21 protein-coding genes are annotated in these 23,069 nt (G+C 35.8%); 13 read left to right on the top strand and 8 right to left on the bottom strand.

The genetic code is table 11. The features are described 5' to 3' along the window. Positions 1-18: 18 nt before the first annotated feature. On the top strand, positions 19-1,662 hold the full coding sequence (pafA, locus tag DSM00_RS08995; protein ID WP_128757697.1) for an alkaline phosphatase PafA: 1,644 nt from the start codon (positions 19-21) through the stop codon (positions 1,660-1,662). Here the strand turns inward: pafA and DSM00_RS08990 are convergent. Both DSM00_RS08990 and DSM00_RS08985 read right to left on the bottom strand, forming a co-directional pair. Beyond that, positions 1,654-2,502 (bottom strand): glycosyltransferase family 2 protein, encoded by an 849-nt coding sequence (locus DSM00_RS08990; RefSeq protein ID WP_128757696.1) that lies wholly within the window; start codon positions 2,500-2,502, stop codon positions 1,654-1,656. The two genes, pafA and DSM00_RS08990, sit on opposite strands and share 9 nt — an antisense overlap. After that, positions 2,499-3,020 carry a methyltransferase domain-containing protein gene (locus tag DSM00_RS08985; protein WP_128757695.1) on the bottom strand — a complete coding sequence of 174 codons (522 nt, stop codon included), beginning with the start codon at positions 3,018-3,020 and terminating at the stop codon, positions 2,499-2,501. Before DSM00_RS08985 ends, DSM00_RS08990 begins: the two co-directional genes overlap by 4 nt. Positions 3,021-3,228: 208 nt before the next feature. Between DSM00_RS08985 and DSM00_RS08980 the strand changes: the two genes are divergently transcribed. Next, entirely contained in the window at positions 3,229-3,780 is a 552-nt protein-coding gene (locus tag DSM00_RS08980; protein ID WP_128757694.1) for a sigma-70 family RNA polymerase sigma factor, read from the top strand. 3 nt (positions 3,781-3,783) lie between these two features. Further along, entirely contained in the window at positions 3,784-4,038 is a 255-nt protein-coding gene (locus DSM00_RS08975) for a hypothetical protein (RefSeq protein WP_128757693.1), read from the top strand. Here the strand turns inward: DSM00_RS08975 and DSM00_RS08970 are convergent. Beyond that, the gene (locus DSM00_RS08970) at positions 4,003-4,830 is read right to left on the bottom strand and encodes a UbiA prenyltransferase family protein (RefSeq protein WP_128757692.1); all 828 of its coding nucleotides are present in this window, start codon (positions 4,828-4,830) and stop codon (positions 4,003-4,005) included. The genes DSM00_RS08975 and DSM00_RS08970 overlap by 36 nt on opposite strands. Before the next feature lie 122 nt (positions 4,831-4,952). On the opposite strand from DSM00_RS08970, the gene gcvP reads away from it, so the two are divergent. Further along, entirely contained in the window at positions 4,953-7,805 is a 2,853-nt protein-coding gene (gene gcvP, locus DSM00_RS08965) for an aminomethyl-transferring glycine dehydrogenase (protein WP_128757691.1), read from the top strand. A gap of 115 nt (positions 7,806-7,920) precedes the next feature. Here gcvP and DSM00_RS08960 read toward each other — a convergent pair whose 3' ends face one another. Beyond that, a complete protein-coding gene (locus DSM00_RS08960) occupies positions 7,921-8,424 on the bottom strand; it encodes a GbsR/MarR family transcriptional regulator (protein WP_128757690.1) in 504 nt (167 codons plus the stop codon). 79 nt (positions 8,425-8,503) lie between these two features. Here DSM00_RS08960 and DSM00_RS08955 point away from each other — a divergent pair, with 79 nt between their 5' ends. Then, positions 8,504-9,730, top strand: a complete 1,227-nt coding sequence (locus DSM00_RS08955; RefSeq protein WP_128757689.1) for a glycosyltransferase family 4 protein — start codon at positions 8,504-8,506, stop codon at positions 9,728-9,730. Between the two features lie 342 nt (positions 9,731-10,072). On the opposite strand, the gene DSM00_RS08950 is transcribed toward DSM00_RS08955, so the two are convergent. The 3 genes from DSM00_RS08950 to DSM00_RS08940 all read right to left on the bottom strand — a co-directional run bounded on the left by DSM00_RS08950 (position 10,073) and on the right by DSM00_RS08940 (position 13,970). After that, complete coding sequence (locus tag DSM00_RS08950; RefSeq protein WP_128757688.1) at positions 10,073-12,103, bottom strand: M3 family metallopeptidase; 2,031 nt, start codon at positions 12,101-12,103, stop codon at positions 10,073-10,075. Positions 12,104-12,312: 209 nt separating this feature from the next. Beyond that, positions 12,313-12,792 carry a 5-(carboxyamino)imidazole ribonucleotide mutase gene (gene purE, locus DSM00_RS08945; RefSeq protein WP_128757687.1) on the bottom strand — a complete coding sequence of 160 codons (480 nt, stop codon included), beginning with the start codon at positions 12,790-12,792 and terminating at the stop codon, positions 12,313-12,315. Positions 12,793-12,812: 20 nt separating this feature from the next. Beyond that, the gene (locus DSM00_RS08940) at positions 12,813-13,970 is read right to left on the bottom strand and encodes a 5-(carboxyamino)imidazole ribonucleotide synthase (RefSeq protein WP_128757686.1); all 1,158 of its coding nucleotides are present in this window, start codon (positions 13,968-13,970) and stop codon (positions 12,813-12,815) included. 209 nt (positions 13,971-14,179) lie between these two features. On the opposite strand from DSM00_RS08940, the gene DSM00_RS08935 reads away from it, so the two are divergent. From DSM00_RS08935 to DSM00_RS08915, 5 genes are all read left to right on the top strand, one after another. After that, positions 14,180-15,286 (top strand): adenylate kinase, encoded by a 1,107-nt coding sequence (locus DSM00_RS08935; protein ID WP_128757685.1) that lies wholly within the window; start codon positions 14,180-14,182, stop codon positions 15,284-15,286. Between the two features lie 50 nt (positions 15,287-15,336). Further along, positions 15,337-16,350 (top strand): GTPase ObgE, encoded by a 1,014-nt coding sequence (gene obgE, locus DSM00_RS08930; protein WP_128757684.1) that lies wholly within the window; start codon positions 15,337-15,339, stop codon positions 16,348-16,350. Between the two features lie 73 nt (positions 16,351-16,423). After that, entirely contained in the window at positions 16,424-16,945 is a 522-nt protein-coding gene (locus tag DSM00_RS08925; RefSeq protein WP_128757683.1) for a DUF4136 domain-containing protein, read from the top strand. Between the two features lie 76 nt (positions 16,946-17,021). Beyond that, the gene (locus DSM00_RS08920) at positions 17,022-17,990 is read left to right on the top strand and encodes a tetratricopeptide repeat protein (RefSeq protein WP_128757682.1); all 969 of its coding nucleotides are present in this window, start codon (positions 17,022-17,024) and stop codon (positions 17,988-17,990) included. 76 nt (positions 17,991-18,066) lie between these two features. Beyond that, on the top strand, positions 18,067-19,419 hold the full coding sequence (locus DSM00_RS08915) for a UDP-N-acetylmuramate--L-alanine ligase (RefSeq protein WP_128757681.1): 1,353 nt from the start codon (positions 18,067-18,069) through the stop codon (positions 19,417-19,419). 18 nt (positions 19,420-19,437) lie between these two features. On the opposite strand, the gene DSM00_RS08910 is transcribed toward DSM00_RS08915, so the two are convergent. After that, positions 19,438-20,064, bottom strand: a complete 627-nt coding sequence (locus DSM00_RS08910; protein ID WP_128757680.1) for an FMN-binding negative transcriptional regulator — start codon at positions 20,062-20,064, stop codon at positions 19,438-19,440. Positions 20,065-20,275: 211 nt separating this feature from the next. Here DSM00_RS08910 and radC point away from each other — a divergent pair, with 211 nt between their 5' ends. Genes radC through DSM00_RS08895 form a run of 3 tightly spaced genes read left to right on the top strand, consistent with a single transcriptional unit; the run spans position 20,276 to position 23,015 of the window. Beyond that, a complete protein-coding gene (radC, locus tag DSM00_RS08905; protein ID WP_128757679.1) occupies positions 20,276-20,974 on the top strand; it encodes a RadC family protein in 699 nt (232 codons plus the stop codon). Between the two features lie 51 nt (positions 20,975-21,025). Then, positions 21,026-22,330 (top strand): polysaccharide deacetylase family protein, encoded by a 1,305-nt coding sequence (locus DSM00_RS08900; RefSeq protein ID WP_128757678.1) that lies wholly within the window; start codon positions 21,026-21,028, stop codon positions 22,328-22,330. Next, the gene (locus tag DSM00_RS08895) at positions 22,323-23,015 is read left to right on the top strand and encodes a YjjG family noncanonical pyrimidine nucleotidase (protein WP_128757677.1); all 693 of its coding nucleotides are present in this window, start codon (positions 22,323-22,325) and stop codon (positions 23,013-23,015) included. The genes DSM00_RS08900 and DSM00_RS08895 overlap by 8 nt, the downstream gene beginning before the upstream one ends. The last annotated feature ends 54 nt before the right edge of the window (positions 23,016-23,069 follow it).

The following is a 23,069-nucleotide window of genomic DNA, read 5'->3' as shown; positions in this document are numbered from 1 at the left end:
TAACAAATTAAATAAACAATGAATTTTACTCTTTTAAAGTCTTTCTCGCTGGGTATTTTAATGGCAGCGGGTTTACATGGTTTTAGTCAAGCTAACAATGAAAAACCCAAACTTGTAGTAGGTGTTGTGGTTGATCAAATGCGGTATGATTATTTAACTCGTTTTGCCAATCATTATGGCAATGATGGTTTTAAACGTTTACAACGTGATGGTTTTGATTGTCAAAATAATCATTTTAACTACGCTCCTACTTATACAGGCCCTGGACACGCATCGGTTTATACAGGGACTACGCCCCAGAACCACGGTATAATTTCAAATAACTGGTACAATAAATTTGAAAAAAATGAGGTGTATTGTGTTGAAGATACTACCGTTGAATCTGTAGGTACGACACATGTAGGGGTAGGACAAATGTCTCCTCGTAGAATGAAAACAAGTACCGTTACAGATGAAAATAGAATGCATACCCAGATGCGAGGTAAAACTATAGGAGTTGCAATTAAAGATCGAGGCTCTATTCTTCCTGCTGGGCATACGGCAAACGGAGCATACTGGTTTCACGGTGCTGATGAAGGCATTTTTGTTACCAGTACGTATTATATGGAAACCCTTCCAAAATGGGTAGTAGATTTTAATAATAAGAAAAAGGCACAATCTTATATGAAGGTTTGGGATACCTACAAGCCTATAGCTGAATATATAGAAAGTGGAAGTGATGAAAATAATTTTGAAGGCGGGTTTAGAGGAAAAGAAACAGCATCATTCCCTTATGATCTTAAGAAATTAGGGTCGCAGAACGGAAACTTTGATATCATAAAAAACACACCCTACGGAAACTCATTAACAACAGATTTTGCTATTGCAGCGTTAGAAGGTGAGCAATTAGGATTAGACAAGGATACAGACTTTTTAGCCGTAAGTTATAGTTCTACAGATTATGTGGGGCATAACTTTGGAGTAAATTCTAAAGAAGTTCAAGACACGTATGTGCGCCTAGATAAAGATATAGCACGTTTGTTTAAAGCACTTGATGAGCAAGTAGGAGAAGGAAATTACACATTATTTCTTACTGCAGATCACGGGGCTGTAGATGTGCCCTCTTACCTAACGAGTTTAAAAATTCCTTCTGGTTATTTTAAAGGATCTCAATTTAATAAAGAATTAGAGGATTTTGTGACTAAAAAGTATGGGCGAAACGATCTTATAGAAGATATTTCAAATTACCAGGTTTTCTTTAGCTACAACGTGCTTGCCGATGAGGGCATCAATGCTGAAGAATTACAAAAGGATATTAAGCACTTTGCTTTACAATATGAGGCAGTTGCTATGGTATATACTCGTGCACAGATGGAACAAGGATCTTATAATACTGGTGTAGCTTCTCTCATTCAGAAAGGATTTAATCAAAAACGAAGCGGAGACGTATTTATCGTGCTTGATCCCGGTTATTTAAGTGGTGGCGGAACGGGCTCTTCACACGGTTCTGCATTTAGTTATGATACACACGTTCCTTTATTATTTTATGGAAATGGAATTAAAAATGGCAAAACAGCCAATAAAACTGAAATTCCGGATATAGCCGCAACGATTTCAGTGTTACTTGGGATAGAATTTCCTAATGGGATATCTGGAACCGTAATTTCTGAAGCTCTAGAATAATTTCTGTTTGATCTTCTTCCAGCGAAGATTACGTATAAAAGCACCTTCCTGTTTAGTAACTAAATAGGGTAGGTGTTTTTTTTGTGCCAGAAAAAAACCTTTTAAATAATCTATAAACAATTTAGCGCTCTTTTTCCTGAAGGCAAGTTTTCCGGAAGCAACTGTTGTGAGAAATAAGCCGTAGCGCATACCATAGAAAGCCTCACCTTGTTTATATCTTGCTTTAGAAGTATAGGTGTGCCCCGTAGGTTTTAAATGCTTGACTTTTAAATTTTGATCTGTCGCTACTTCCCATTGATGATATTGCGCAAGTAATTCATCTATAGTATCCCATCCCATCGCTGTTTTCAAGCCATTAATTGATTCGAAACAAGCTTTACGATAGCATTTTAACGCACCACGTATGTGATCTTTATTTGTTAAGTTTTCTAACTGCCAAGTGCCGTTTTGTTCGATATAGCAAAACCCTCCAAACATTCCCAACTTGGGATTCGCTCGAAAATTTGAAACCAATACTTCTAAATAATTATCCGGAAAAATTAAGTCTGCATCAAATTTACAAAGCAGATCATAGTCTGTAGTTAAGTGTGCTAAACCATAATTAAAGGCTTGTACTACTTTGCTGCCGGGTAGATGAAGTGCTTCAGATTTTTTTTGAATAAGCTGAATGGTATAATGAATTGCTGCATAGCTCTTTACAACTGCAGCAGTATCATCAGAGCTGCCGTCATCAACTACTACAATTTTATGTGCTGCATAAGTTTGATTCAGTAAAGAATCTAGTGTCAAACTGATTAATGATGCTTCGTTATATGCAGGTATAATTATTACAATTTTCATTTTCGCTCTGCGTAAATCAAATAATATCTGGGTGTAAACAAGCGTAATAAAGGTCTAAAGCCAATTTTTTTGACTGGATGTGTAAATTTTTCTCGTTTCTTAATAACCCAGCCTGATTTTTCTAATAACCAATCAAATTGCCAATCCTCAAATTCGTGATAGTGCCTATCCCATTTATCATTTTTATTTTGATATGCGGGAGAAAACCAAAGTTTTAGAGGAATACTTGCGACAAGTTTGTCTGATTTTATATCCTTTAAAATATTAAAAGGGGCTAGTAAATGTTCAAATATTTCAAATGCAGTTACTGCGTCTGCAGTTGTGTTTTGAGCGACTATTGTGTCAACATCCAGATCTTCACCCGTTGTATTTTGAACGTGGTAACCCTGGGTTTTCATAATTTTAGAAAACGGATTTTCTACGCCTAAATCTAGAATAGAACTACCCTCGGGCAATACTTCTTGGAGAAACCGTGCTGTTATAGCATATCGTTTATTGGGAAAAGTTTTTTCGTACACAGCTTTGATAGTTTTCCACAGCGTGGATATTTGAATTTTCGGATTTATTTATTTTAAAAACGAATGTAAAAGTAAGTGATTGCTCGCATTTAGTTAAAGAGATTTGTAAGGATAATAAAAAGGCGTGTGCATATGCAAAATTCTACGAAGCTTACAACCTATAATTTGTGTAGATTTGCATCATGTTGATACGACAGATTTAACAATTATGGCAGACCACCAGCTCAATCCCCAAAAATGGGTTGATAAATACTCAGATTACCTTTATAATTACACGATTGTAAAAGTTAGTGATAAAGAGATCGCTGAAGATATTATTTCTGAGACTTTTCTTGCCGGGTTAAAGTCGATGAAGAATTTCAAAGGGGAAGCTAGTGAACGTACTTGGTTAATATCTATTCTCAAGCGTAAAATTATAGATCATTATCGTAAAATAAATTCTAATAAGGGGAAGGCTGAAGTTCGTATGAACTATGCTAGCGATGAAGAAGCCGGAGACTGGCTAGAAGAGCGAGTTGCAGATCCCTTTGACCGTACTGCAGAAGATGATTTAGAAAATACAGAACTAGGTGTTGCGATCTATGCGTGTATAGATAAGTTACCAGAGAAACAGGCTGCTATATTTAGAAAAAAAACCATAGAAGGTCAGGATACTGAAACTATTTGTAAAGAATTTGATATTACACCGTCTAATTTATGGGTAATCATTCACAGGGCTCGCACAGCACTGGCGAGTTGCTTAGAAGAAAACTGGTTATAAGAGATGAAACTATTTGTAGATTGTAAAAAGGCAGGTCACCTTTGTGATAAGGTTCAATATAAAGATGCTTCTTTATTTGAGAAACTTAGTGTGGTTGTCCACAATATGGTTTGTAAGCATTGCTCTGATTATTCAGAACGCAATTTGCGGTTGACCAAGCTTATAAACGATCCTAAGTGCAAAAAGATGCCCGAAGATTGTAAGAAGCGTATTCAGCAGGAATTAGATCGGGAATTGGCTAAAGATCAAAACAAATAAATACCAGAGAATGGGTATTCCCTCTATAAAAAAGGATGCGTAGTACGTAGATTGATTTTTTAAAGCTCGTAATATTGCCAGTCCCGTAAGTCCAATTATTAAATTGTGTACTACACTTAAATAAGGAGTTATCGATACTTTAAAAAACTCCAAAGTCACGCAGATTGCAAGTAGAGCCAAGCCAAAAAGTTTGGTTTTTTTTATGCCCAATAGTTGAGGTAATGTGCCTAAAAGCTCACTATCATATTTTACATCTCGTATCTCAAACGGAATGATTAAAGCGAGTACAAATAAAAATCTTTGTACTAAAATTAGAGTAACATCCCAATCCCAAACAGCTTCCTTATAAACTACAGGTAAATAGGTGGTCACTCCAGACCAGACAGCTGCAATTATAAAAATTTTTAAAGTAGGTATGTGTCTCAGATTTCTTTTCTGCGGCATAACTGGTAATGCGTAGAATAACGTCAATAGGACTAAGGGAATGCAATAGATATAAAACTGAAATTCAAATTGGAATAGAATTATCAATAGTATTAGGAAGCATAGAAATGAAAACGCCTGAATAATTTTTAATTTATCGGTGAGATTTCTATGATGAAGCCCGGCCAGACTAGCATACTTCACAAAATTATAGCCCGTTATTGTTCCGAAGAATAAAAACCAATTAAATAAAAAACCTACCTCCAGATGCAATTGGTTTTGAGTTACCAGTGACAAGCAAAGTACAGCAAATGCAACGTGCATACTGCTATTGATATAAAAATCAAATAGACCTCTTACTAGCTTCATTTCGTAAATATACTTTAACTGTTAATAAGTGTATTAAGTGGTTGAAAAAGTCATTGTTTCATACAGTTTTATTCATAACTGAAATCGTAATTTTGCCGCATCTAAAAATACACAAATTGCATATGAGAACAGATGTTTTTGCTTTAAGGCATATTGGATCAAGACCGGAAGAGAAAGAGGAGATGTTGAAAGCGATAGGAGCAGATACTATAGATCAGCTTATTTTTGAGACTTTGCCTGATGGTATAAAATTAAAGAAGCCCTTAAACTTAGAACCTGCGTTAAGTGAATATGAGTACGCAACTCATATAAATTCGCTTGCAAGTAAAAATAAATTGTTTAAAACCTATATAGGTTTAGGGTACCACGAGGCAAAAATTCCTGCAGTTATACAACGCAATATTTTAGAAAATCCGGGTTGGTATACTGCTTATACTCCTTATCAGGCAGAAATTGCTCAAGGTCGACTAGAGGCTTTGCTTAATTTTCAAACGATGATTGCAGACCTTACCGGTATGGAGCTTGCAAATGCATCTTTACTGGACGAGTCAACGGCCGCAGCAGAGGCTATGACCTTGCTTGCAGCTGTACGTAGTCGTGATCAAAAAAAGAATGACGTAGTTAAGTTCTTTGTTGATAAAGAAATTTTACCACAGACACTTTCTGTACTGCAAACGCGAGCTATTCCTGTAGGTGTAGAGTTAGTTATAGGAAATGCTCAAGAATTTGAATTTGGTTCAGATTATTTTGGAGCATTATTACAATACCCTGCCGCAAGTGGAGAAATCCACGATTATGCAGGCTTTATTTCTAAAGCTAAAGAAGCTGATATAAAAGTTGCAGTTGCTGCAGATATTATGAGTCTTGTTTTGTTAGAATCTCCGGGTCATCTAGGTGCAGATGTTGTAGTGGGTACTACTCAACGGTTCGGAATTCCTTTAGGATATGGCGGACCTCACGCAGCGTATTTTGCAACACGCGAAGAATATAAACGTAATATTCCCGGACGTATAATTGGTGTTACAAAAGACCGTAATGGTAACCGTGCTTTGCGTATGGCGTTGCAAACTCGTGAACAGCATATTAAACGAGATAAAGCCACTTCAAATATTTGTACAGCACAAGTTTTATTAGCTGTTATGGCTGGTATGTATACAGTATATCACGGCCCTCAAGGGTTGAAATATATCGCTACAAAAATTCATCGTACCACAACTGCATTAGCAGATAGTTTAGAAAAATTAGGTTTGTACCAACTTAATACAGGATATTTTGATACTATTCGCGTCAAAATTGACGGGTCTAAACTTAAGAATATCGCAGAGGCTAATGAGATTAACTTCTATTATCCAGATGAAAATACAGTTTCGGTTTCTATAAATGAGACTACAAGTTTAGCTGATTTAAACACTATAATTTCAGTTTTTGCTCAGGCTTTAGATAAAAAATTTGTTGCTTTAGAAGAACTTCCAGAGCTTGATGCGTTACCTGATAATTTACGTCGCAAGACTGAATTTATGACTAACCCTGTATTTAATAGCTATCATTCTGAAACAGAGTTGATGCGTTATATTAAAAGGTTAGAGCGTAAAGATTTGTCTCTAAATCATAGTATGATCTCTTTAGGTTCTTGTACTATGAAATTAAATGCGGCTTCAGAAATGCTTCCGTTAAGTGATCCGCGATGGGGAGGAATTCATCCATTTGTGCCGGTAGAGCAAGCTCAAGGTTATCAAGAAGTTCTAACTAAGCTAGAGAGTCAGTTAAATGAAATCACTGGTTTTGCAGGCACTTCATTGCAACCTAATTCTGGCGCACAAGGAGAATATGCCGGTTTAATGGTAATTAGAGCGTACCATGAAAGTAGAGGTGAAAGTCACCGTAATATCTGTTTAATTCCATCATCTGCACACGGAACGAATCCTGCAAGTGCAGTAATGGCGGGGATGAAGGTAGTTGTTACAAAGGCTACTGAATCTGGAAATATTGATGTTGAAGATTTACGCCAGAAAGCAGAAAAGTATAAAGATAATTTATCTGCCATAATGGTTACTTACCCTTCTACGCACGGAGTTTATGAAAGTGCAATCCAGGAAATTACCGGCATTATTCATGAGAATGGTGGTCAGGTTTATATGGATGGCGCTAATATGAATGCACAGGTAGGATTAACAAATCCTGGAAGAATAGGTGCAGACGTATGTCACCTTAATTTACATAAAACATTTGCAATCCCTCATGGAGGTGGTGGACCTGGTGTAGGGCCTATATGTGTTGCCGAACAACTCGTACCATTTTTACCTACAAACCCGGTAATTAAAACAGGCGGATCTCAAGCGATTTCAGCAATATCTGCTGCGCCTTGGGGATCATCACTTGTTTGCTTAATTAGTTATGCTTATATAAAAATGCTTGGCGCAGACGGACTCAAAGAATCTACTGAGGCAGCAATTTTAAATGCAAATTATATAAAGGAGCGACTTAAAGGATCTTTTGAGGTTTTATATTCTGGAGAAATGGGTCGTGCGGCTCACGAGATGATCATAGATTGTCGCCCATTTAAAGATAATGGTATAGAAGTAGTAGATATTGCTAAACGTCTTATAGACTATGGTTTTCATGCTCCTACAGTATCATTTCCTGTAGCAGGAACAATGATGATAGAGCCTACTGAAAGTGAAAGTAAGGCAGAACTAGATCGTTTCTGTGATGCAATGAAGTCAATTAGAAAAGAGATTGATGCTGCTACTATAACAGATGAAAATAATGTTCTCAAAAATGCTCCTCACACTTTGCATATGCTTACCGCAGATACATGGGATTTACCATATACCAGAGAGCAAGCAGCCTATCCGTTGGAATATGTTGTAGATAATAAATTCTGGCCTACTGTGCGTCGTGTAGATGATGCTTACGGAGATCGTAATTTAATTTGTACTTGCGCTCCAATTGAGGAATATATGGAAGAAGCTTAATAGCCATTTAATATTTCCTAAATAACAAAACCACCTGATCAACAGGTGGTTTTGTTATTTTATATCTTATTTAAATTCAGCATAAGTAGTTGAGATAACAAATCTTAAACCCTTTTTAGGTCATTAACTTCATTATGGTTTTTGTAATCCAGTTTTCTTTCTGATTAATGATTTTTTCAAGCATGGTATCTGCTTTTTCTACGAAGTCGTGTAACTCTTGTGTCTTTTTCTTAAACTTTTGTGCTTCTTTACTCGAATCATCATCAAAGTTTTTAACCCCTTCAAGAACGCGTAAAGCTGGTTTAACCTCACGTTTGCTGCGTTCAATCGCTATCTTACGCGCTAAAGAATCTACATCTTGATCTGCAACAAAATATTCGCGACGCTCCCCGGGTTTATATTCTTTATAAACAATCCCCCAATCGATAAGTCCACGTAAATTCATACTGGCATTTCCTCGTGAAATTTTAAGTTCTTCCATAACCTCTTCCATAGAAAGTGATTCTGGTGAGATCATTAAAAGCGCGTGAATCTGAGCCATCGTTTTATTAATTCCCCATTGAGAGCCCAGAGCTCCCCAAGTCTGTAAAAATTGTGCTTTTGCTTCAGTAAATTCCATATCTAAATATACTAAATATTTGAAAGTTTCAGTAATAAGTGAAACTTATTTATTAGTTAGGGAGAAGTATATTTGCAGGATGAAAGCATTAATTATAGGTAACGTCTGGCCTGAGCCGGTTTCTTCTGCAGCAGGAGCTCGCATACTTCAATTGCTAAGAGCTATGCAAAATTTGGGATATAAAATACATTTTGCATGTGCAGCCGGGAAAACAAATTATGCAGAAGATCTGGAAAACCTTGATATAACAACTCAAGAAATAAAATTGAATGACGTATCCTTTGATCAGTATATCGCAACGCTTAATCCAGATTTAGTTCTTTTTGACAAATTTGTTATCGAAGAGCAGTTTGGGTGGCGTGTAAAAGAACAATGTCCAGATGCAATACGCATTCTGGAGACTATAGATCTCCACGGACTACGAAAGGGTAGGGAAGCGGCATTAAAAGCAGGTGTTCCCTTTACAGAAGATTTTTTAGATAATGATTTTGCTAAGCGAGAAATAGCAAGTATCTATCGGTGTGATTTGACCCTCGTAATTTCTGAAGCTGAAATGCAACTTTTAGAGAAATACTTTAGAGTTCCTAAACAGCAAATTTTTTACCTGCCTTTTATGGTCGATGAAGTGACGTCTTCTACCAGTTCTAATTGGAAAAGGTTTGAAGAACGTGCTCACTTTGTTACAATAGGCAATTTTAGACATGAACCTAATTGGCAATCTGTACTTCAATTAAAAAAAGGAATTTGGCCTTTAATTCGGAAAGAATTGCCTCAAGCGGAAATGCGAATTTATGGGTCATATCCTGCTGAAAAGCATACGCAACTACATAATGCTAACGAGAAATTTTATGTTTTAGGCAGAGCCGAAAGTGCTTTTGAAGTTATTGAAGATGCGCGTGTACTAGTGGCGCCGCTTCTTACTGGTGCGGGTTTAAAAGGAAAATTATTGGAAGCAATGCAATGTGGAACTCCAGCAGTTACCAGTACTGTTGGAGCTGAAGGTATGCACGGAGAATTACCATTTAACGGGATCGTGACTGACGATTCGGCTCTATTTGCTCAAGCAGCAATTGAACTGTATACCAATGAAGATAATTGGCTTCAAGCAAGAGCTAATGGTATAGAGGTTATAAATGAGCGTTTTCTAGCCAGTAAAGGGCAACCTGAATTTGCAACGAGACTTAGCGCATTGAAACAGAATTTAATATCACACCGAAAGTCAAATTTTACAGGATCTATGCTCTGGCACCAATCGTTACAGGCTTCAAAATTTATGAGCAAATGGATAGCGGAAAAAAATAAATAAAATCCTCAAAAGCATAACTCTTGAGGATCTCATTATTGTTTCTCAAAATGAAGAAAATTAGTTATAAAAATCGAACTTAAAACAAGTGAAATACCTGCTAAAATAATTCCGATAAGTATATTTTCTACATTTAGATTATTCAAATTAATATATAACAACCCCACGCTTATTCCAAGGATAGCAGCCAGCCCACCATATAATCTATTATTAATTTTGTGAGATAAAATCATCTTACAGCTCTTGCACACAATAGGAGGATAGGATTTTAAACTCAGAAAACTTTTTACAATTTTCTGAGTAGCTAATTTAGAATTGCAATTAGGGCAATTGGCCATATGAATTTTACTTTATTAAACCTGCTCTCTTTAATAAAGCTTCAGGATTAGGTTCTTTTCCGCGGAAGCGTTTGTACAAAACCATTGGGTCTTCAGTACCACCTTGTGATAAGATGGAATCTTTAAATTTTGTTGCCACTTCTTTATTAAAGATACCATTTTCTTGAAAATAAGAAAAAGCATCAGCATCTAACACTTCTGCCCATTTATAAGAGTAGTAACCGCTAGAGTAACCTCCTTGGAAGATGTGTGAGAAAGATACGCTCATGCAGTTTTCTGGGACTTCAGGATATAGCTTCGTATTTTCAAATGCAGCCTCCTCATGAGCTTTAACATTAGTTATTCCGCTAGGATCTGCTGCGTGCCAAGACATATCTAAAATACCAAAGCTTAATTGACGCAATGTTTGCATACCCTCTTGAAAATTAGCTGCTTTTTTAATTTTATCAATTAGTACCATAGGGATCGTTTCTCCAGTTTCATAATGCTTAGCAAAAAGCGCTAAAGCTTCTGGTTCATAGCACCAATTCTCTAAAATCTGACTTGGTAATTCTACAAAATCCCAAAACACAGAAGGTCCTGATAAACTAGGATATGTGGTATTTGCCAGCATTCCATGTAAACCGTGACCAAACTCGTGAAATAAGGTAGTAACCTCGTTGAAGGTTAGAAGAGACGGTTTTGAAGCTGTAGGCTTAGTGAAATTACAAACGTTCGAAACGTGAGGACGTTCATTAATACCATCTTTTATAAACTGACCCTTAAATTGCGTCATCCAGGCACCTCCGCGTTTTCCTGCACGCGGATGAAAATCTGCGTAAAAGAGTGCTATAAAATTATCTTTTTCGTCAAAAACTTGATAGGTTTTGACATCTCTATGATATTTAGGAATGCCAAAAACCTCAACAAATCTCAGATTATACAGTTTAGTTGCAATCGTAAATACACCCTCTATTACATTTTCTAATTTAAAGTAAGGTTTTAGGAGTTCGTCATCTAGTTCAAAAAGTTCTTGTTTTAGTTTTTCTGAATAAAAAGCACTATCCCACTTTTGGAGTTGGTCTATATCGTCACGCTCTTTCGCAAAACGTTCTAGTTGTTTAAATTCAAGTTCAGCCGCTGGTTTAGCTTTTTCCAGCAGATCCTCTAGGAAACGAGTAACATTCTCAGGTGTCTTGGCCATACGCTCTTCTAAAACAAAATGCGCATGAGTTTTATAGCCTAAAAGATTTGCGCGCTCGTGACGTAGATTTACAATATCGAGAACATTTTTTTGATTGTCGAGTTCGTCATTGTGAAAACCTTTTGCGCCAAAAGCAAGAGCCATTTCTTTACGAAGTTCTCTGTTTTCAGCATACTTCATAAAAGGAATATAACTTGGATATTCTAGTGTGAAAATCCAGCCATCTTTTCCTTTTTCCTCGGCAGTTTGAGCAGCAGCTTCTTTAGCGCTTTCTGGTAAACCTGCTAAATCAGATTCATTTGTAATATGTAATTCGTATTTATTAGTCTCGGCTAATATATTTTCTCCAAAAGTTAAAGCAAGTTTAGAGAGTTCAGTATCAATTTTTCGTAAACGACTTTTTTTATCTTCAGAGAGGTTCGCACCGTTACGAGCAAAACCTTTATATTTTTTCTCGAGTAAAACAAATTCTTCTCTAGTGAGATCTAATTGGTGTCGTGATTCATAAACTGCTTTAACACGTTTAAACAAGGACTCATTTAAAGTTATGTCATTTGAAAATTCAGATAATAAGGGAGATATTTCCTGAGCAGTCTTTTGAATTTTATCGTTTGTCTCTGCACTATTGATATTAAAAAATACGCTGGTCACCCGATCTAATTTATAACCGGCAAAATCTAATGCAGCAATTGTATTTTTAAATGTAGGCTCTTCAATAGAATTAGAAATTGCATCAATTTCTAAACGAGCTTCTTTTATAGCGGCTTCAATTGCAGGTTTATAATCTACATCATCAATTTTATCAAATGGTGATATATCAAAAGTATTGAGCAATATATTTTCAGAATTTTTCAATTTGAATGTATTTTATTAAGAATATGTCGTTAATCTAGTATTGTATAATTTTTAACGGGATATCTTGTTAAATTGTTTAATTTTGTTAAACCCCCATAAGTTACTGGAATAGATTTGTAGACAGGTTTGATTAATAATATTTAGAATGGTTAATAAATAAAATTTAATTGCCTAGCATTTCTATAGAGAGCCGTCTTTGACGGCTCTTTTTATTTTTTAATAGTTTTGGCGCCTTCTATGACTTTAGTCTTGAGGCTATCTTTATAATCAACTATTTTATCTCTGATAGCGATATCGGAGGCACCTAAAATTTGAGCAGCAAGAATTCCGGCATTTTGAGCTCCGTCAAGTGCTACTGTAGCAACAGGAACACCACCCGGCATTTGTAATATGGATAATACAGAATCCCAACCATCTATTGAGTTACGCGATTTAACCGGAACGCCAATAACAGGTAAAGGTGATAATGATGCAATCATTCCCGGTAAATGAGCAGCGCCACCGGCACCAGCTATAATAACTTTTATACCTCGCGTGTGTGCATTTTTACCATAATCGAATAATTTATCGGGAGTACGATGTGCAGAAACTATATCTATTTCTGTTTCGATTTCAAATTGTTTTAATATATCTATCGCAGCCTGCATGATTGGCATGTCGCTGGTACTTCCCATAATAATTCCTACCATATGATGTGTTTTTAACCTAATTACTTTGTGATAACTTTTATAGTGTTTTTTACTTCCTCTGCAATTTTACGAGCTTCACTAAGATCACTATTTATTATAGTGACGTGTCCCATTTTCCGGAATGGTCTGGTTTCCCGTTTGCCATATATATGAGGAATAACGCCTTTTAGGGCTAGAATATGCTCAATCTTCTCATAAAATACATCTCCTGTATAACCTTCTTCTCCAACTAGATTCACCATAACAGCACCCGTTTTACTTTCAGTTTCTCCTAGAGGTAAATCTAAAATTGCTCGTAAATGTTGTTCAAATTGATTTGTGTAACTACCTTCTATAGTGTAGTGCCCACTATTGTGAGGTCTGGGAGCTACTTCATTTACAATGATGTCATCATCTTCCGTTTGAAACAATTCTACAGCTAGAAGTCCTACGTGTCCAAATGCTTCGGAAACTTTAGTGGCAACCTCACGTGCTTTTTGTGCTACTTGCTCATCTATACGAGCCGGGCAAATCACATATTCAACTTGATTCGCTTCGGGATGAAATTCCATTTCTACTACGGGATAGCTTTTAACCTCTCCTTTAGGATTGCGAACCACAATTACCGCAAGTTCATTTTTAAAGGGAATCATACTTTCTGCAATACAAGGAACATCTATAATTTTATTTAGATCTTCTGCATTACGTACGACTTGTACACCTTTGCCATCATAACCACCTTGAGTACTTTTCCATACAAAAGGAAAGCTCATTTGATTTGCTGTTAAGTCTAGTCTTAGAGCTTCTAAGTTTGGGAATCTTTTATATGCTGCGGTGGGAATATTTTGTTCTGTATAAAAATCTTTCTGCACACCCTTATCTTGAATTTTCCGTAAAGTTTGCGGACTGGGATAAACCGTAATTCCCTCGGCTTGTAATTTTTCTAAAGCCTCAATATTTACAGCTTCAATTTCAAAAGTAACTACATCAGCTTGTTTTCCGAAGTTATAAACCGTTTCAAAATCCATAAGATCTCCCTGTACAAAATGATTTGCAGCTATTTTTGATGGAGCTTCTGGGCTTGGGTCTAATACCAGTGTCTGTATATCAAACTTACGAGTCTCGTAAAGTAGCATTTTACCGAGTTGACCACCGCCTAAAATTGCAAGTTTAAAATCTGAAGAGAAATAAGAATTCATTAAAATAAGGTCTGTTAGCATCAAAAATTTACGAATGCAAAAGTAAGATTTTAGCACTAGAATTGTGCGTGTATGATCTTAAAACCTTTGTAAGATGAAGTGCTCTATTTCATTTTTAGGACTCGAGTTCATATTGAAATTTCTAAAGGTTTATATTAACTAACAATATGTATCTTTGCTGTTTAGTTTAAACCACTTCCAGACTAACCATGATTAAACTACACGGTCTCCATTTTGATGAGTTTATCTCAGAAGACAAGCTCAAACAGGCAATAGAAGAAGTAGCAAATAAAATTAACGCAGATTATGATGGTAAAGAGCCGCTTTTTCTGGTCGTTCTTAATGGTGCATTTAAATTTGCAACAGAGTTATTAAGCCGATTTAACGGCGATTGTGAGATTGAATTTTTAAAGCTTAGCTCGTATGACGGTACTTCAAGTACCGGTGAGGTAATGACGCATATTCCCATAGATGCAGATCTGGAGGATCGTGAAGTTATTATAATTGAAGATATTGTTGATAGTGGCAACACTGTTGAGAAGTTGACCCAAATGATGGTGAGTGGTGGAGTGAAAAATTATCGCTTTGCTAGTTTATTTTTTAAGCCTGAGGCCTATTCAAAGGAATATAAGATTCATTACGTTGGGTTAGAAATACCTAACGATTTTATAGTAGGCTATGGCCTTGATTATAACGGTTTGGGGCGTAACCTCAATGCTATTTATAAACTTAAAAACACAAAAATGACAAATTTGGTATTGTTTGGCCCTCCAGGTGCCGGGAAGGGAACACAAGCCTCTTTTTTGAAAGAAAAATACAATCTGATTCACATTTCTACCGGAGATGTTTTTAGATACAATATAAAGAATGCTACCGAGCTAGGTATGCTGGCTAAATCATATATGGATAAGGGACAGCTAGTTCCAGACACCGTAACCATAGATATGTTGAGCGCTGAAGTAGATAAGAATGCAGATGCAAATGGTTTTATATTTGATGGTTTTCCAAGAACTATAGCCCAAGCTGAAGCACTTGATACGCTTTTGAGTGATAAAAACACCCAAGTATCTGCAATGATCGCATTAGAAGTTGATGATGAGATTTTAGTTCAACGACTTCTGGAGCGTGGTAAAACAAGTGGCAGAAAAGATGATGCAGATGAGACTGTTATACGTAAGCGTATTAAAGTTTACTATGATGAGACGGCTATTTTAAAAGGATACTATCAAAAACAAGATAAATATTTTGGTGTTGATGGAGTAGGAGAGGTTACTGAGATTACAGCCCGTTTGAGTAAAACAATTGACACACTTTAACTAGTGTATAAGTGCTATTAAGTACTTATATTTTTAATTTATAGATTTTTATGACCGAAGGTAATTTTGTTGATTATGTGAAGATGCACGTTTCATCTGGTAAAGGTGGGGGAGGTTCTGCTCACTTGCGCCGTGAAAAGTTTGTGACAAAAGGTGGGCCTGACGGTGGTGACGGTGGTCGTGGCGGTCATATTATCGTGCGTACAAACCCAAATTTGTGGACGCTGCTTCATCTTAAATTTAAGAGGCATATTAGAGCGGGGCACGGTTCTAACGGAAGTAAGCAAACGAGTACTGGTGCAGATGGAGAAGATATTTATGTTGATGTGCCATTAGGTACAGTTATACGAGATACAGAAACGCAGGAGGTTATACGCGAGCTCACCGAGCTAGACGAAGAGTTTATAATTGCCAAAGGTGGTATGGGCGGTTTAGGTAATGCTCATTTTAAAACTGCAACAAACCAGACTCCCCGTTATGCACAACCCGGAATGGATGGTGTTGAGGTTAATGTTACTCTAGAGCTTAAGGTACTTGCTGATGTAGGATTAGTAGGGTTTCCTAATGCGGGTAAGTCTACCTTATTATCGGTAATTACTGCAGCTAAACCAAAAATTGCTAATTATGAATTTACAACTTTAAAACCTAATCTTGGGATAGTACAATACAGAGATTTTCAAACTTTTGTCATTGCTGATATCCCCGGAATCATAGAAGGTGCAGCAGAAGGAAAAGGTCTGGGTCACCGTTTTTTAAGACACATTGAGCGCAACTCAACATTACTCTTTATGATACCTGCTGATGCTCCAGATGTGGCAGAGCAGTATCACGTTTTATTTAATGAACTTGAGAAATACAATCCTGAGCTGTTGGATAAAGACAAGTTAATAGCCATTACAAAATGTGATATGCTTGATGCAGAGCTCAAAGCAGAGCTCAAAAAGGAATTAGATAAATCACTTGAAGTGCCCTATTTATTTATATCCTCTGTAGCACAACAGGGGCTAGTAGAATTAAAGGATAAGCTTTGGGCTATGTTGAATAAGCCAGAATCTAACGATTAATCCAAATATTTTTTAGGATTTTATTGACTTACATACTTCATCATTATGCCTATTTTTAGAAAAAAGCATAATAATGAAGTATTTTTCAATTATACTGGTTGCCTTTGTTTTAATTTCTTGTGGTTCTACACAGGTAAATTATGATTACGATGAGCAAATAAGTTTTTCTAAATATAAAACTTATAACTACCTGCCTGATATGCAGACTGGTTTAAGTCAGTTAGATGCTAATAGGCTCATAAGTGCGATCGATTTAGTAATGGATGAAAAAGGTTTTACAAAATCTGAAAATCCTGATTTGCTAATTAATATAATGTCTGATCAGTACAGAGAATCGTCTCAGAATTCTGTAGGTGTAGGAGTAGGTAGTGGCGGTTATGGTGGAGGAGTGAGTATAGGTGCCGGAATCCCTTTAGGAGGCAGTAAAGACCATCAAACAATTACTATAGACCTTGTAGATAGCAGTGAAGATATTCTTGTATGGCAAGCCGTAAGCGATAGTAATATTGCATTAAATACAAATCCTCAAGACCGAGTTTCTTACTATACTAAAGTGAGTGAGAAAATTTTTAGGAATTTTCCTCCCGAGAAATAAAGAGCGGCTTACTAAATTTATTGAACGTTATATTTCTGGTCTGCTTTTTGTTTAGCTTTGAGCAAAATAATTATATATGTCTTTTCGGTTTGTATCATTAATTTTCATTTTCTTATTCGCTTTTCCCAGCTATTCACAGCAGTCTGAATTTGTGATGGCAGAAAATTATTATAATGCTGAAAAATTTGATAAAGCGAAGCCTCTATTGCTTTCCTATTTAAAAAAACATCCTTCAGATAAATTAACTCGAGAATATTTAGGGGATATAGCTTCCTACTCAAAAAATTGGGATTCTGCCTTATCGTATTATAAAGATCTCGTAGAAGAACAATCCTCAAGTGCTAACTATCATTTTAAATATGGCGGGGCTTTAGGTATGAAAGCTTTAAGTATAAGCCGCATTCGAGCTCTTACCTATATTGATGACATAAAAGAGCACTTTCATAAAGCAGCAAAATTAGATCCTAAACATATTGAGGTTAGATGGGCTCTTATCGAACTTTACTTACAACTGCCCGGTATCATTGGTGGCAGTACTAGCAAAGCCCAGGATTACGCATTAGAATTGCAAAAGATTTCTCCAGTGGATGGATATCTTGCCAGAGGTTATGTGGCAGAATACCAAAATAATTTAAAAGAAGCTGAAGGCCTTTATAAAAATGCTATTCGTGTGGGTGGATCACCTACAACGTACGCAAAACTTATCGCATTGTATGAGAAGGATAATGAGCCTCAAAAAGCATTAGACGCAGCAACTACAAGTTTCAAAATACATAAGCGCAACCAAATTAATTACCAAATAGGTAAGATTGCTGCTGAATTTAATTTAGAGCCAATTCTAGGCTTAGCTAGTCTCAAACAGTACATTGCAAATTACTCTTACAAAGATGGGGTTCCTGTAGGGTGGGCGCAGTATAGAATGGCACAGATCTATAAAAACCAAGGAGACAAAACCAAAGCGCTTCATTATATAAATTTATGCTTGGCAGACTTGCCAGATTTTAGTGATGCCCTTGATGAGAAAAAGCAGATAATAGCTATGTAATTTATTAAATCACGATATTTTAAAAATTGACGTGATATGATTTTTTGTAACTTGCCTAGACAATTTACAAGCGATTATGAGAGTACATTTTATAGCTATAGGTGGGAGCGCAATGCATAACTTAGCATTGGCACTTCATCATAAAGGTTTTGCTGTTAGTGGTAGTGATGACGCTATCTTTGAGCCGTCAAAATCCCGACTTCAAAATTATGAGTTACTTCCTGTAGAAATGGGTTGGTTTCCAGATAAAATTACCTCAGATCTTGATGCTGTTATTTTAGGTATGCATGCTAAAATAGACAATCCGGAATTGGTTAAAGCTCAAGAAATCGGACTAAAAATTTATAGTTACCCAGAGTTTCTCTATGAACAATCTAAAGAGAAAACACGTGTAGTTATAGGAGGATCTCATGGAAAAACTACAATAACCTCTATGATCCTACACGTTTTGCATTATCACAGTAGAACAGTAGATTATATGATAGGCGCACAACTTCCGGGCTTAGAGACTATGGTACACCTTACCGATGAGAATGACTTTATTTTACTAGAAGGTGATGAGTACTTATCATCTCCAATAGATAGAAGACCTAAATTTCATTTATATCAGCCTAATATTGCACTTATAAGCGGTATAGCCTGGGATCACGTAAATGTTTTTCCTACTTATGAGAATTATGTTGAGCAATTTGAAACTTTCGCAGAATCAATTTCCAGAGGAGGAATTCTTGTTTATAACGAGGATGATGCTGAGGTAAAACGAATTGCTGAAGCGGCTCAGGCCCCAACCAGAAAGCACTCTTATACTTTACCTGAATATAGTATAGAAAATGGGGAGACTTTGCTAAATACTCCAGACGGACCAATGCCAATATCCGTATTTGGAGAACATAATTTAAGCAATTTAGCAGGAGCAAAATGGATTTGCCAACATATGAGTATTGATGAAGATGATTTTTATGAGGCCATTGCAGGATTTGAGGGAGCTGCTAAACGTCTTGAAAAAATAGGTGAAACGGCGATAAATATTGCTTATAAAGATTTCGCGCATTCACCTTCAAAAGTAAAGGCAACAACAGATGCAGTTAAAAATCAATATCCTAACAAACGCTTGGTTGCTTGTTTAGAACTTCACACCTATAGTAGTTTAAATGCCGAATTTATAAAAGGTTATAAAGGAGCGCTAGATGCGGCAGAAGATGCAGTAGTCTTTTATTCACCAGAAGCGGTAGCTATAAAACAATTAGAAACGATTACTAAAGAGCAAATTGCTTCAGCCTTTGATAGAGAAGATTTAATTATTTATACAGATCCCACCGAATTTAAAAGTTATCTCGAAAATACTACATTTAATGATACAGTACTTTTACTTATGAGTAGTGGAAATTACGGCGGATTAGATTTCAGTAAAATTCAGGATTTATTATAGCTCGTTGATATAAGCTTATTATTTATTTTTGGATTTGTGATTTTTATAAATGGCCTCTATATAGTTATTCATAATAGATGAGTAATTTTCGGTTAGTGCCCCTTTAGCGCTTTGTATATCATTCTCATTTTTATCTTGAGATAGTTTGAACTTTCCTTCCCAGGATGTTATTTTAATTTCAAATCCTGTAACATATTTTACAAAAGCTTCCATTCTTGAATCATTACTATCTAATTGAAATTTTTGATTCTCCCCTTCAAGATACTGAGTTAGTTCTACCATAGTTTCCTTTAGTTCTTCAGAAGAATGAAGTTTTATAAGGATCCCCTCAAGATGTATTTTAATATAATTCCAGGTAGGAAGTTGTGGAGTGGTGTATATGCTAGGTGATATGTAACTATCCGGGCCATTAAAAACTAGAGTTACTTTAGAGCCTTCCTGCAAATGACTTAACTGAGGATTAGCATTATCTATATGTCCCAGCAGTGATCCACTATCTGCATCGGGCTTATACAATAGGGGGAGATGAGTTAATAATAGTTTGTCATCTTTAGCCGTAACAATCAATGCTAAAGGAAATGTCTTTATAGTCTCAACGATATTTATAAACTCTGATTCTTGATGATGCGAAGGTGGATAAGCCATTTTATAATTTTCAATTTTTCAAAGGTAAAGTTACTTTAAAGCGTATTTGAAAAAGTTTACTGAATACGATTTTTGCGGTTCTATGCAATCCAATTGTTTAAAAATGTCTTAATTTTTAATTTCTTGAAATACATTCTATATATTTAGAGATCATTTAATTATCTAGCAATTAGTAATTTATAGTTGAATAAATTTTACTCAAATGTATACTATGGTGAAAAAATCAGATTCTTTTTCAATTAAAAGATGGTCTTTAGATGATCGTCCCAGAGAGAAATTATTGAATAAAGGAAAAGATGTATTGACAAACGCAGAATTAGTTGCAATACTTATAGGATCTGGAAATAGGGATGAAAGTGCAGTAGCTTTAAGTAAACGTATTTTAAGTTCGGTAGACAATAACTTAAACGCAATAGGTAAACTGAGTATAAATCAATTATTAAAATTTAAGGGAATAGGTGAGGCCAAAGCCGTTTCTATTGCTGCTGCCTTAGAATTAGGGCGCCGTAGAAGAATTGAGGATGTCGCAGAAGTTCATAAAATAACGGGAAGTAATATTGTGTTTGAAATTTTTCAGCCTCTACTAGGCGAACTTCCACATGAAGAATTTTGGATCTTGTATTTAAATAATGCAAACAAGGTTCTAACAATGCACCAACTTAGTAAAGGAGGTATGACCGGGACACTTGTAGATGTAAGACTTGTTTTAAAAAAAGCTTTAGAAACTGGTGCTGTAGCATTAATAGTAGCCCATAATCATCCTTCTGGCACCCTTAAACCAAGTCAAGCCGATAAAAATATTACAGAGAAACTCCAGCAAGCTGCAAAATCTCTAGATATTAAGGTTCTTGATCATTTAATCATTACCGAAAAAGCCTATTTTAGCTTCGCTGACGAAGGTTTGTTGTAATTCTTTCGCCCTTTTAAGAAAAATACAGAACTTGCCTTCAAGAAAAATTTTATGCTTCTAGTATATACTCATAAAATAACTCCACGCCTACGCTATACATTCAAACATATATGTACTGCGATTTTAGGAATCCCTGTAAAATTTACGACCGCTGTAGATGAATTTATTGTACACGATAGTCTTAAGCTTTCTTACACAAGCAAACCTTTAGGGAAAGAAATACATATAAAAAGTCAGGATGTGCTTTTTGAACAGGGCATTTCTGATATGGAAATTAATGTACAACCCTGGCTTGATACCAAGTGTTTTTTTGTAACCGGAACAAAAAGTGCGCTGCCTTATGACATATTTGCAGCAGCATTTATTTTATTAAGCAGATATGAAGAATTTTTACCACACGTTAAAGATGCTGAAGGGCGTTTTCCGGCATCAGAAAGTTTAGGCTTTCAGGAAGATTTTCTAACAGAACCGGTGGTCGATATCTGGGCATATCACTTTAAAGATTTGCTTAAAGAGAAATATCCAGACTATGATTTTTCAACTAAAAAGTTTGCATTTCAGGCTTTAGTAGATGTAGAGCAAGCTTATGAAATGTACGATATTGGGTTTATACGGGAAATTACCAGTTTTGTAAGCGATTTATTGCGGCTACAATTTTCTCGACTTTGGCTGCGGCTTCAGATTAATCTAGGCTTGCGGAAAGATCCTTATGATACCTTTAGCTGGTTGATCAATGTTCAGAAAAAATCTAAATTTAAGTTCTTGTTTTTCTTTCAGGTGGGAGATTTGTCGACCTATACGCGTAATATTCGGTACAATAAACAGTCCTTCAGAGAGCTTATTAAAATGGTTGGTGACTATAGTGAGATAGGTCTTTTGCTTTCAAAAGAAGCATTGGATTATCAAAAAAATATGAAGCTTGAGAAAATTCGTATTGAAGGAATTACGAATAAGCCTTTAAACGCTATACGCTGTGGTAGTGAGATGGTGAGTCTTCCCGTGCATTATAGAGAGATGATTAATCAGGAAGTCAACAATGATTATTCTATGGGTTATCCCGATACCTTAGGATTTAGAGCGGGCACTTGCACCCCGTTTTTCTTTTATGATTTAGATTATGAGAGTATTACTCCGTTAGTTCTACATCCCATATGTTCTCAGGCGCAAACTTTTGAAGCAGAAGTACTAGATGCAAAAGATTTAAATGAAGTATTGGATGTGTTTTTTAAAATGAAAGCGGAAGTTGAGCGTGTAAACGGAACTTTTATATTTAGCTTCAAAAATAAATCAGTAACGGGTAAAGGGCAGGATGAAGGCCAGTGGAAGCAATTTTTTAGAGAATTAGTACATGAGTAAATTATCTGGAGTAAATCATATATTTTTTGACCTTGATCATACACTTTGGGATTTTGATAAAAATTCTAAACTTGCTTTTGAGACAATTTTTGAGAAGAATAAAATAGCGGTGCCAGTTGAGGAATTTCTAGCAGTTTACAGTCCGATAAACTTTAGATATTGGAAATATTTTAGAGAGTCAAAAATCACTAAAGAACAGTTGCGTTACGGTCGTCTGAAGAAGAGTTTTGAAGGTTTAAAAGTGAATATTGATGATTATTTGATAAACAAATTGTCTGATGACTATATCACACATTTGCCAGATCATAATAATTTGTTTGACGGAACATTAGAATTATTAGAAGAGTTATATAAAAATTATAAACTGCATATAATTACAAATGGGTTTGAAGAAGTGCAGACTTTAAAATTAAAAAAGTCAAAGATTGATCATTTCTTTAAGACAGTAACCAGTAGCGAATCTGTAGGTGTAAAAAAACCAGATATGCGTATATTTCATCACGCCTTAAGTACTGCTGGGGCAGGAGTCGCTGAGAGTGTAATGATTGGAGATACGTATGAGGCCGATATTTTAGGAGCGCAACGAGTAGGTATGCGCACGATTTTTTTTAATTACCATAAAGAAATAGCGCATAACGAGCAGCTGGTCATAGATCGAATAGATTCGGTAAAAATCTTTTTGTAATAGCATTAGATTGTACTTCAATTAAATCTTAATTTGCTAGTTTAAGTTGATAAA

Source organism: Leeuwenhoekiella aequorea (genome assembly GCF_004104375.1).
Classification (GTDB): domain Bacteria; phylum Bacteroidota; class Bacteroidia; order Flavobacteriales; family Flavobacteriaceae; genus Leeuwenhoekiella; species Leeuwenhoekiella aequorea.
This window is presented reverse-complemented; position numbering and strand designations above follow the sequence as displayed.